At 39.6% G+C, this 11,854-nt stretch carries 11 protein-coding genes; 3 read left to right on the forward strand and 8 right to left on the reverse strand.

What is annotated here, in order from left to right; genetic code table 11:
• Positions 1–367: 367 nt before the first annotated feature.
• The 8 genes from CXY28_RS06555 to valS all read right to left on the reverse strand — a co-directional run bounded on the left by CXY28_RS06555 (position 368) and on the right by valS (position 8,023).
• Positions 368–1,156, reverse strand: a complete 789-nt coding sequence (locus CXY28_RS06555) for an NYN domain-containing protein (protein WP_015643877.1) — start codon at positions 1,154–1,156, stop codon at positions 368–370.
• Positions 1,157–1,776: 620 nt separating this feature from the next.
• Positions 1,777–2,133 (reverse strand): 50S ribosomal protein L19, encoded by a 357-nt coding sequence (gene rplS, locus CXY28_RS06560; protein ID WP_000797716.1) that lies wholly within the window; start codon positions 2,131–2,133, stop codon positions 1,777–1,779.
• Between the two features lie 21 nt (positions 2,134–2,154).
• A complete protein-coding gene (gene trmD, locus CXY28_RS06565; protein WP_100980092.1) occupies positions 2,155–2,844 on the reverse strand; it encodes a tRNA (guanosine(37)-N1)-methyltransferase TrmD in 690 nt (229 codons plus the stop codon).
• Positions 2,845–3,399 carry a ribosome maturation factor RimM gene (gene rimM / locus CXY28_RS06570; RefSeq protein ID WP_100980095.1) on the reverse strand — a complete coding sequence of 185 codons (555 nt, stop codon included), beginning with the start codon at positions 3,397–3,399 and terminating at the stop codon, positions 2,845–2,847.
• A complete protein-coding gene (locus CXY28_RS06575) occupies positions 3,400–3,723 on the reverse strand; it encodes a KH domain-containing protein (RefSeq protein WP_050825684.1) in 324 nt (107 codons plus the stop codon). It lies immediately after the preceding gene.
• A gap of 16 nt (positions 3,724–3,739) precedes the next feature.
• Complete coding sequence (gene rpsP / locus CXY28_RS06580) at positions 3,740–3,970, reverse strand: 30S ribosomal protein S16 (protein WP_100980097.1); 231 nt, start codon at positions 3,968–3,970, stop codon at positions 3,740–3,742.
• A 73-nt stretch (positions 3,971–4,043) separates the two neighbouring features.
• On the reverse strand, positions 4,044–5,390 hold the full coding sequence (gene ffh / locus CXY28_RS06585) for a signal recognition particle protein (protein WP_100980099.1): 1,347 nt from the start codon (positions 5,388–5,390) through the stop codon (positions 4,044–4,046).
• 14 nt (positions 5,391–5,404) lie between these two features.
• Entirely contained in the window at positions 5,405–8,023 is a 2,619-nt protein-coding gene (gene valS / locus CXY28_RS06590; protein WP_198542633.1) for a valine--tRNA ligase, read from the reverse strand.
• Between the two features lie 137 nt (positions 8,024–8,160).
• On the opposite strand from valS, the gene fliW reads away from it, so the two are divergent.
• The 3 genes from fliW to hopI all read left to right on the forward strand — a co-directional run bounded on the left by fliW (position 8,161) and on the right by hopI (position 11,840).
• Positions 8,161–8,568 carry a flagellar assembly protein FliW gene (gene fliW / locus CXY28_RS06595; protein ID WP_100980103.1) on the forward strand — a complete coding sequence of 136 codons (408 nt, stop codon included), beginning with the start codon at positions 8,161–8,163 and terminating at the stop codon, positions 8,566–8,568.
• Positions 8,569–8,579: 11 nt separating this feature from the next.
• Complete coding sequence (gene murG, locus CXY28_RS06600; RefSeq protein ID WP_100980105.1) at positions 8,580–9,641, forward strand: undecaprenyldiphospho-muramoylpentapeptide beta-N-acetylglucosaminyltransferase; 1,062 nt, start codon at positions 8,580–8,582, stop codon at positions 9,639–9,641.
• A 108-nt stretch (positions 9,642–9,749) separates the two neighbouring features.
• Positions 9,750–11,840: a Hop family outer membrane protein HopI gene (gene hopI / locus CXY28_RS06605; protein WP_100980107.1), complete on the forward strand. Its 2,091-nt coding sequence runs from the start codon at positions 9,750–9,752 to the stop codon at positions 11,838–11,840.
• The last annotated feature ends 14 nt before the right edge of the window (positions 11,841–11,854 follow it).

An 11,854-nucleotide genomic window follows, 5' to 3' on the forward strand; every position in this document is an offset into this window, starting at 1 on the left:
TTAGTTTTCAAAGATCGTTTGCTTTTAATCAGCTATCCTTGTAAGGTATCAAGCGGCTTTTTAAAGCCCTTGCTGAAACAAGGAAATGAAAGTATAGTCATAGAAAGCTTAAGGTTTGCTTAAATTATAAAAATTTTTGACAAAGTAAGTTAAAATTTTAAAATAATTGGGTTTTGAGAAATCTAAATACCGCCAAAAACACGCGTGCATTCCCCATAAAACCACTATTAAGTTCTAATTTATCTCCGTTTTCAAAAATCACTCCATAATAGAGAGCAAAAAGTGAAATCATGGATTTAGAAAAAATCCGCTTAAGCTAACCCTTTTAAGTTGGGTGCTTTTTTGTCCCCTTAGTGGGGGAAACGCGTTAGCTCTTCTTAAAGAGTTGGTCTTTAAATGGGTTGTTAAAAGGCTCGTTGGGGGAAAAGTTCTTTTTCTTGGGGGTGTACTGATTTTTTAGCAAGTTATCTACAATTTCAGCGACGCTACGCTCTCTCACATTGCAAGACTTCTTCAAGTCTGAAGGGACAGAATTGGGGCTTTCTTGAATGTTAGCAATGAAGACTTCAAAGCCTTTCTCCCAAGCGGCTTCTAACACAGGCACAAAATCAGTATCCCTACTGAACAGCAAAATACACCCTCCTTGTTTGGTGCAATACAGCTTGGTAATATCGTGCGCCAACAGCGCATCAACTTGTTTTTGACGCAAGTCTAAATGCGGTATGTGAGTTTTGGCTTCCACGCTATAGACTTCTTCGCTTTCGTTCTCAGGTACGAGTTTAAACTTTACCCGCCCGACTCGTAATTTCACTTGATTTTGTTGGGCGATCGCATGGTTGAAAGATTGGATAATTCCTGATTTATTCACTCTTTCCTCATAATCTTTAGGATTCTTCTCTTTATACTCCTCAAATTCTTCTTTTTTATTGCCCTTGATTCTAGATTCAACTTCTGTGAAAGGCTCAGATACATAAAAATAGATCCGCTTCAATTCCTCTTCAGGCTCCAAAAACGAACGGATTAGCACTAAGAGTTGCTCAGGGTTGTTGAAATTAAAATTAGGCTCTTTTAAACGCTCATCCGTTTCTTGGATTGCTGTTAAATCGAAGAACAGATTTTCCCAATCCACAAAAATCGTAGTTTCAGTTTTTTCCATGCTTTCTCCCAAAATATGAATTTTGCCATAAGGGTTGAGTATAGCATGGGGATTTAAACATGCTTTTTTTTAAAATAAAATAAAGGTTCTGTTCTCATCAAACAGACACTCAAAGCCTTAATGAATTTCTTTCATTTTTTAAAGACTTTATAGTAAAACTTTCTTGAGAATATAAGGGGATATTTCGCGCTTTAATACTTTCAAACCCTTTAAATCCCCTAACTTGATCGCTTTTTTTAAGGAGTTATCGTTCAACTTGCGTCAAGCTTTTTGTATTTTGATGGTAAAAAACGCTTTTTAACTTTTTTAAAATTTGACAACCAACGCCCCATTAAAAAACAGAGCCAAAAATTCAGTTTAACAAACAGCAAGCTAGAAAAGAAGCAATTAAAACTTTGCCTTAAAAAAACGAACACCAACGCTAAAAAGAGTTTAGAGTTTTAAAAAAGTCGGGGGTAAAAACTAAAAAGGGATTAAAAAACTCTTTTCAAGCCAATCCAATCCATTGAAAAAGTTTTACCCCAATTTTAAGAGAAGCGGTTAAAAAACGGATTCCAACCCCTAAAGAGCGTTCTACCCATCAGCACTGATTGAAGCATGATCGGTAAAAAGCCTTAAAATTAATGGCGGACTTCTTTAATCCTTGCTGCCTTACCTCTCCTATCGCGCAAATAGTAGAGCTTCGCGCGGCGCACCCTGCCCACACGCAACACCTCAACGCTCGCCAAACTTTCGCTATAAAAAGGGAAGATTTTCTCCACGCCGATATTGTTAGCCCCTATTTTACGCACGCAAAAAGTTTTATCCACGCCATTGCCTCTAATCGCAATGCACACGCCTTCAAAATACTGGGTTCGTGTTTTTTCGCCTTCTTTAATGGTAATACCCAATCTCAAAGTATCGCCGGCCTTAAATGTTGGCATGGTCTTGTCTTTTAACTGAGCGTCTTCAAACTGCTGAATGTAGCGGTTTTTCATGTGTTTTCCTTAATGTCAATTTCATGATTTGTGCTGTTTGAATAAATCAAGGCGGTAAAATTTTGTCCTTAATTTTGACAAATCAAGTTTTAGTTGCTTGATTTTAGCATGATTTCCTTTAGAATATTCTAAAGGGGCAGGGATTTTATTGATTTCTTTGGATTTAAAAACAGCGTTAGCGAAATTAGGGGCTTCCAAATAATGGTTTTCAAAGCTCTCATTTTCTAAAGATCGGGCGTTACCCAAAACCCCTTGAATGTGGCGAGCGATACTATCTATCAAGCACAACGCCCCAAGCTCGCCCCCTGTTAAAATAAAATCGCCTATACAAAAAACCTCATCAGCACCCAATTCAATAGAGCGTTCATCAAAGCCCTCATAACGCCCGCACACCAAAACGACATGCTTTTTTTGAGCCAAACGCATCGCATCTATTTGCTTGAAAGGCTTGCCCACCGCGCTTAAAAAAATCGTGTGTTTAGGGTTTTTAACAGAATGGAGCGCATTTTCTATCATCTCAGGGTCTAAAATTTGCCCCGCACCCCCACCAATGAGCATGTGATCCGCTTTTTGATATTTATTAGCGCTAAAATCTCTAAGGTTTAACACTTCCAATTCAAAAAGATTTTTTTCTAACGCTCTTTTTAAAATAGAATCTTCAAAATAAGGCCATACAAGTTGTGGGAAAAGGGTTAAAACGCTGAATTTCACTCAACTATTCTCTAAAAGCGTTTTAGCGTTATGGGTGGTTATTTTTTTGTCTTGCAAAAGGATTTCTTGGATATAAAAATCCCTATAAGGGATTAAAAAAATCTTAGCCAAACCTTTTTCAACCAAACTTCTCGTGGTTTCAACCATGAAATAATCTGTTTGAGAAATCCTTTGGATTTCTATGACTTTTCCTAAAATCTCGTTTTCTTCCACCACGCTAAGCCCTACTAAATCGCAATAAAAAAACTCCCCTTCTTTTAAAACACAGAGTTTCTTGCTCTCTGCTTCGCTCATAAAAAGCCCTAAATTAGTCAGCTCTTTAGCCTTTTCGGGCGTGTGGATAGTTTCTAAAAATAATAGGTTTTTGGCATGCTCATAAGAATGGATTGTATATTCTTTAAAAGAAGAAGCACGAGAGAAAGCGTTGATTGGAGCGACGCTCACCTTAACGCCCTTTTTTAAGCACTCTGGAAAATCGCTCTCTAAATGAAGCCTTAGCCCCCCATTAAGCCCCACGCTTTTACCAATTCTGCCCACTAAAAGCATAGAAACCATTCAAGGCGTTTGATCGCTATTTTTATTGGCAAAAACAACGATCTTATAAGAAAATCCGTCTTTGGCTTTCACGCCAGAAACAAACGCCTTAATTGCGCTCACCATTTTGCCCTCTTTACCAATCACATGCCCCATGTCTAGTGGGTGGGTATAAATAGTGATTTGCTTGACTTTATCTTCTAAAAGCGTGTACTCCACGCTCAAAGCTTGCGGGAAAGACACGACCTTTTTTAAATATTTTTCTAAAAAAGTTGCCACGCAATACGAATAGTCCTTACACTCAGCTTGAGAAAAAGGCGTGTTCAAAGGATCTAATTCGTGCATTTAGCCTCACAAAACCTTAGGCTTTTTGAGAAAGTTTTTCCACCCTCTCGCTCATTTTAGCCCCCACGCCTTTCCAATAATTCAAGCGTTCCTTATCAATTTTAACATCTTTAGGCTCGCTTAAAGGGTTGTAATACCCAATGGATTCAATCCAGCCTCCATCTCTTCTTTTCCTAGAATCGGTTACCACCACTCTGTAAAAAGGCTTTTTCTTTCTCCCGACGCGAGTGAGTCTAATGACTGTCATTACAAAAATCTCCTAAAATATTCGTATTAAATTTGAGATTATACAACAAAAGCGCCTAAAACATGCTTAAAAGTTAGCGCATTTTAGGGGGTGTTTGATTTTTAGCCTGACTCATGAGATTCATCAAATCGCTAATACCCTTTTTATTGGTTAAGCGTTTCGCCATTTTGCTCGCTTGATCAAAGCGTTTGATGATGCGATTGATTTCAGACACTTCTAAGCCGCTCCCTAAAGCGATCCTTTTTCTTCGGCTGCCGTTTAAAATCTCGGGGTTTTCTTGCTCTTTTTTGGTCATGGAATTGACCATAGCTTTGATTTTTTTCACTTCTAAAGAGCTTTCTAAATCCGTGTCTTTCAGTGCGTTTGCCATATTCCCTAAACCTGGAATCATAGAGATTAGAGAACTCATAGAGCCTAATTTTTTCACTTTTTCAATCTGGTTTAAAAAATCGTTAAAAGTGAATTGCCCTTTTTTGAGTTTTTTGCTCAAATCTTTGGCTTCATTAGGGTTTAAAACGCTAGCGGTTTTTTCAGCGAGCGAGACAATATCTCCAGCCCCCATCAAACGCCCCACAATCCTTTCAGGCACAAACACATCTAAATCAGGGATTTTTTCCCCGCTCCCAATAAAACGCAAGGGTAAGCCTAATTGGTAAGTGATGCCTAAAGCGATACCCCCTTTAGAATCGCTATCAAATTTGCTTAACACCACCCCACTCACGCCTATTTCTTCATTAAATGTGTTCGCGCTTTTGACCCCATCTTGCCCGCTCAAGGCGTCTGCGACATACAGCACCTCATGGGGGTTTAAGACTTCTTTAACTTCTTTTAATTCTTGCATAAGCTCTTTATCAATGGCTAAACGCCCCGCGCTATCCACGAGCAAAACATCAAATTGCGCTTCTTTAGCCCGTTTTAAAGCGTTGTTAGCGATTTCTTTCACGCTTTTATTTTCTTCATAAAAAACTTCCACGCCCACCTGTTCGCCCAAAACCTTTAATTGCTCCACTGCCGCTAAGCGTTGCAAATCGCACGCGCATAAAAGCACTTTTTTATTTTTGGTTTTTAAATAATGAGCGAGTTTAGCGGTCGTGGTTGTCTTACCGCTCCCTTGCAAACCGGCCATTAAAACCACGGTGGGGGGCGTTTGAGCGAAAGTGAAACCACTGCTCCCTTTAGTGCTTAAAATTTCTAACAAACTCTTTTCTAAAGCGTCTAAAAATTGCTGCTTACCAATGCCATTAAGTTTAGTTTGACTTTCCACTTTTTTGAGCAATTCTCTAGCGACTTTATGATGCACATCGTTTTTTAAGAGCGTTTTTTTCAATTCATCTAACGCTCTGTCTAGCGCTTTTTCATCATCTTGAAAGCGGATTTTATTGAGCGCGTTTTTAAACCCATCGCTTAATGCTTGAAACATTTTCTATCCTTTTATTATGGTTGTTCTAACAAATCCAATTCTTGCCTAATCTTACCTTCTTTTTCTAAAAGCGTTTTTAAACTCTCTTTGGCTTTTTCTAGCACGCTTTTAGGCGCGTTTTTGACAAAATTTTCATTGTGCAAATTGAGTTTTAGTTTTTCTTTTTCCAATTTTTCCAACTGCTTTTTTAAACGCGCAACCAGCGGGCTTAAATCAAGGTTTTCTAAATTCGCATGAGTTTGGCAAAATTCCCCCACATCGCTCACGCTTTTTAAAGGCTTATAAGTTATCACGCTGACTTTTTCTAATTTCGCTAATTTTTGGGCGTAAGTTTGCAAACGCTCTGTGTTTTCTATGGCTTGCCTTAATCCCACGCTCGCTTCTTTTAAAACAATCGGTGGGGTTTCTAGCATGATTTTTAAACGCCTTAAAGACACGATGCAATCTTTAATCACTTCAAATTCATGCTCTAGTTTTTCATCTCGTGCCAAATCTTTAGGGTAAGGCATGACCATGATAGAATGAGCGTTTTCTAGTTCCGTGTTACTGAGCTTGTGGTATAAAGACTCACTGATAAAGGGCATGAAAGGGTGCAAGAGTTTTAAAGCCTCTTTTAACACGCTCCCTAATTCGTCTATCGCTTCATTTTCCACTTTAGAAAATTCAATGAACCAGTCGCAAAATTCCCCCCACAAAAAGCGGTATAACAAAGTCGTCGCATCATTAAAACGATAATTATCCAAAGCGTTACGCACCTCTTTAGTCACTGAGTTTAAGCGCGATTTCGCATAACGCCCTAAAGGCGTTTGGTATTCACTCAAACGCTCCCTGTCTTTGAAAGATTCTTGTTTGAGTTTCAAATAACTCACCGCATTGAAAAGCTTGTTGGCAAAATTCTTGTTATTTTCTAAATGCGTAGTAGAAAGCTTGATGTCTCTGCCCGTAGCACACAAATTGGCTAAAGTGAAACGCAGGCTATCCGCGCCGTATTTTTCTATCATCTCTAAAGGATCGATCACATTACCTTTGGATTTGCTCATTTTTTCACCTTTTTCATCCCTCACTAAGGCGTGCAAGTAAATCTCTTTAAAGGGCAATTCGCCTAAAAGCGATTCGCTGCAAAAGAGCATCCTAGCCACCCAAAAAAAGAGGATGTCAAACCCGGTAATGAGCGTGGTGTTAGGGTAGAAATCCTTCAAATCGTTTTCATTAAACAAACCGCTTTTTTCTTGCCCCCACCCCAAAGTAGAGAACGCCCATAGCCCTGAACTAAACCATGTGTCTAGCACATCTTTATCCTGCTCTAATTTTTCGCTCTTACAAGTAGGGCAACTTAAGGGAGCATCTAGGCTTACAAACTGGTGGTTATTTTCACAAGTAAATACCGGTATTTGATGCCCCCAAAACAATTGCCTGCTGATGCACCAAGGGCGTAATTCCCTCATCCAAGCGTTATAATTATTGATCCAATTAGAAGGGTAGAATCGCGCCAAACCTTGTTGGATTTTTTCAATAGAACTTTGAGCGATTTCAGGCTTGACAAACCATTGCTTAGACACATAAGGCTCTACCACATTATGACAACGATAGCAATGCCCCACTTGATGCGCATGCTCTTCTATCTTTTCCAATAAGGCGTTTTCTTTTAATTTTTCTACGACCTTGTCTCTGGCTTCTAATCGCTCCAGGTTCTCAAACTCCCCGCAATGCGCGTTTAAAATCCCTTTTTCATCAAAGATTTTAATCATCTCCAAATGGTGGCGTTTGCCCACTTCGTAATCGTTAAAATCATGCCCAGGGGTAACTTTCACACACCCTGTGCCAAACTCCATTTCAACATGTTCATCAGCGATAATAGGGATTGTGCGATTGATTAAAGGCAAGATCACTTTTTGCCCCACTAAATACCTGTATCTTTCATCATTAGGATTGACCATAAGCGCGCTATCGCCAAACAGAGTTTCAGGGCGTGTGGTGGCCACCACTAAATAATCTTTTTGATTTTCTAAATAATATCTAATATAATACAACGCCCCCTTACGCTCTTCATACTCCACTTCAATATCGCTCAATGCCCCATCTTTAGTGCACCAATTCACCATGTAATTATCTTGAACGATAAGACCTTTTTCATACCATTTCAAAAATGCCAATTTAACCGCTCTTTGCAAGCCCTTATCCATCGTGAAACGAGTCCTAGAAAAGGCCGCACTCACGCCTAAATGCTTCATTTGCTCTAAAATCGCTCCCCCGCTCTTTTCTTTCCATTCCCACACTTTTTGAACGAACGCTTCACGCCCTAAATCTTCTTTTTTAATCCCTTGACTTAAAAGCTGCTTTTCCACGACATTTTGTGTCGCAATGCCGGCGTGATCCAACCCGGGCTGATACAAAGTCTTATACCCGTCCATGCGTTTGTAACGCGCTAAAATATCTTGCAAGCTTAAAGTTAGGGCATGCCCTATGTGTAAGATGCCGGTCACATTAGGAGGGGGCATCATCAAGCAAAATCGTTTGCCTTTTTCTTGGATTTTTTCATTGCCATCAATTTCAAAATACCCCCTATGAGAGCAAATTTCATAAATCTTTTTTTCTATCTCTTGGGGTTGGTAGGTGGTGGGTTCTTGTTTCATTATTATTATTATCCTAAAATAGAGCGTTCTTTCAAAAATGGTTGAATTTTGGAACGCCTTTTGCTTTTACGCTTTTAATTGTTGCGTATTTTTTCAAAATTATACAACAAAGCATTTAAATTAAAAAGGATAGTCCAGTGAATTACTTTTTAAAAGCCCCTATTTTAGGATTTGAGCATATCAATGAAGTGCGTTTGGAAAAAATTGATTCCTTATTCAGCCGATTGGTTAGTCAAACGAACTCGCCCATAGCGTTGGATATGGTTTTAGTGAATCCTTATTGTTTGAGGGAATACAGCTTTGTGATACCCAAATACATAGAATTACTGCTAGAATTAGATTCTCATTCCAAAGTGGAGGTGTATTGCGTAGTCGTGTTGCAAAAAAATTTAGAAGATTCTATGGTTAATTTCTTAGCCCCTTTGGTGTTTAATTCCAAAAATGGCTTTGGCGCTCAAGTGGCGCTTTCTATGATGGATTACCCGGATTTTGGCTTTAGAGATCCTTTAAAAAGCTTTGTGATTCAAGAAAGAGAACGAGCGTAAGGGTTTTTAGCATGAAATTCGCTCTTACAGGGGGAGGCACAGGGGGGCATCTCTCTATCGCTAAAGCCTTAGCCATAGAATTAGAAAAGCAAGGCATAGAGGCTATTTATTTAGGCTCCACTTATGGGCAAGATAAAGAATGGTTTGAAAATAGCCCCCTATTTAGCGAACGCTATTTTTTCAACACGCAAGGCGTAGTCAATAAAAGCTTTTTTAAAAAAATAGGCTCTTTATTCTTGCAAGCTAAAGCCGCATTTAAGGCTAAAGAAATCTTAAAAAAACACCAGATCACGCACACCATTAGCGTGGGAGGGTTTAGCGCAGGACCGGCGAGTTTTGCAAGCTTGCTTAATAAAATACCCCTTTATATCCATGAGCAAAATGCGATTAAAGGCTCTCTTAACCGCTACCTTTCCCCTAAAGCTAAAGCGGTGTTTTCAAGCTACGCTTTTAAAGATAAGGGAAATCATGTTTTAACCTCCTATCCCGTGCAAAACGCTTTTTTTGATTTGGCTAGGACTCGCACTGAAATCAAGCACATTTTATTTTTAGGTGGTTCGCAAGGGGCAAAAGCGATCAATGAATTCGCTTTATTAAACGCTCCTAAACTCACTAAACAAGGGATTAAAATCACGCACATTTGCGGCTCAAACGCTCATGAAAGAATGCGTTTTTTTTACCAGGAATTAGGGCTGTTGGACAAGATAGAATTGTTCGCTTTCCACAACAACATCATAGAAGTCATGCATAGGGCGGATTTGTGTGTGAGCCGAGCCGGAGCGAGTAGCGTGTGGGAATTGTGCGCTAATGGCTTACCCACGATTTTTATCCCCTACCCTTTTGCGAGCAATAACCACCAGTATTACAATGTCTTAGAATTTGAAAAAGAAAACTTATGTTATGTCGTGCCTCAAAATGAATTATTGCCTAAAAAACTCTTTGAAGTCATTAGAAAGCTCAACCAAAAAGACGATCAAGGCAATAAAAACCTCACCACTATCAGCAACCAATTGCAACAAAAAATCGCTAAAGACGGCGCAAAAACCATTATTGAAACGATTTTGAACACCTAAAATAGCCCATTTTAATCAACAATTAAGCGACTAACCATTAAACTTAAGCGATAAATAAGATAAAATTTAGGATAGCTCAAATCTTTATAAAAAGAAAAGGATAACCCCTTGCAAAACTTTGTTTTTAATAAAAAATGGCTCATCTATTCTAGCCTACTCCCCTTATTTTTTCTTAACCCTTTAATGGCAGAAGACGATGGGTTTTTTATGGGGGTGAGTTATCAAACTTCTCTAGCCGTTCAAAGGGTGGATAACTCAGGGCTTAACGCCAGTCAAGACGCATCCACTTACATCCGCCAAAACGCTATCGCTCTAGAATCTGCGGCAGTGCCTTTAGCCTATTATTTAGAAGCGATGGGCCAACAAACGAGGGTTTTAATGCAAATGCTCTGCCCTGATCCTTCTAAAAGATGTTTGCTCTATGCGGGGGGTTATCAACAAAACGCCCAAAATGGCGATACAGGCAACAACCCCCCAAGAGGCAATGTCAATACCACCTTTGATATGCAATCTTTAGTCAATAATTTAGACAAGCTCACCCAACTCATCGGCGAGACTTTAATCCGTAACCCTGAAAATCTTTCTAACGCCAAAGTCTTTAATGTCAAATTTGGCAATCAAAGCACTGTTATTGCTTTACCTGAGGGCCTAGCCAATGTCATGAACGCTTTGAACGATGATATTACCAACGCTCTAACCACGCTCTGGTATAACCAAACCTTAACAAATAAATCTTTTAATAGCGGTAATTCCGTGAATTTTAGCCCCCAAGTCTTGCAACACCTTTTACAAGACGGCTTAGCCACAGCAAGTAATAATCAAACCATTTGCAGCACTCAAAACCAATGCACCGCCACTAATGAAGCTAAATCTATCGCTCAAAACGCCCAAAACATCTTCCAAGCTTTAATGCAAGCAGGGATTTTAGGGGGCTTAGCCAATGAAAAGCAATTTGGCTTCACTTACAACAAAGCCCCTAATGGCAGCGATTCCCAACAAGGCTACCAAAGCTTTAGCGGCCCGGGTTATTACACCAAAAACGACAACACCACACAAGCACCCTTAAAAGCATTACCCGCTGGAGCGACAGTAGGATCAGGCAATGGCCAATACACCTACCACCCTAGCTCGGCAGTCTATTATTTAGCCGATAGCATCATCGCTAATGGCATCACCGCTTCTATGATTTTTTCAGGCATGCAAAATTTCGCCAATAAAGCCGCTAAACTGACAGGCACTTCAAGCTATAACCAGATGCAAGATGCGATCAACTATGGGGAAAGCTTGCTTAGTAACACCGTAGCGTATGGGGATTTTATCACCAATTGGGTCGCCCCCTATTTGGATTTAAATAATAAAGGTTTGAATTTCTTGCCTAGCTATGGGGGGCAATTGAATGGTTCTAATAGTCAAACCCCGCAAAATCATTTAACCCCACAACAAGCCCAACAAGAACAAAAAGTGATCATCAACCAACTAGAGCAAGCCACAAACGCCCCCACCCCCGCACAAATAGACAGGATTTTAGCCAACCCCTATTCCCCCACGGCAAAAACTTTAATGGCTTATGGGCTTTATCGCTCTAAAGCAGTGATTGGCGGGGTGATTGATGAAATGCAAACTAAAGTGAATCAAGTCTATCAAATGGGCTTTGCTAGGAATTTTTTGGAGCATAACTCTAATTCTAATAACATGAACGGCTTTGGCGTGAAAATGGGCTATAAGCAATTTTTCGGCAAAAAGCGCATGTTTGGGCTTAGGTATTATGGCTTTTATGATTTTGGTTACGCTCAATTTGGCACAGGATCTTCTTTAGTGAAAGCCACCCTCTCTAGCTATGGAGCGGGCACAGACTTTCTTTATAATGTTTTTACCCGAAAAAGGGGGACTGAAGCGATAGATATCGGTTTTTTTGCCGGCATCCAACTTGCAGGGCAAACCTGGAAAACGAATTTTTTAGATCAAGTGGATGGCAACCATCTTAAGCCTAAGGACACTTCTTTCCAATTCCTTTTTGATTTAGGCATAAGGACTAATTTTTCCAAAATCGCTCATCAAAAAAGATCTCGTTTTTCTCAAGGGATAGAATTTGGTCTTAAAATACCGGTGCTTTATCACACCTATTACCAATCAGAAGGCGTTACAGCGAAGTATAGAAGAGCCTTTAGTTTTTATGTGGGCTACAACATAGGCTTTTGATTAAACAAAATAAG

Origin of the sequence: Helicobacter pylori, assembly GCF_002832345.1 — a bacterium.
Lineage (GTDB): Bacteria > Campylobacterota > Campylobacteria > Campylobacterales > Helicobacteraceae > Helicobacter > Helicobacter pylori_CP.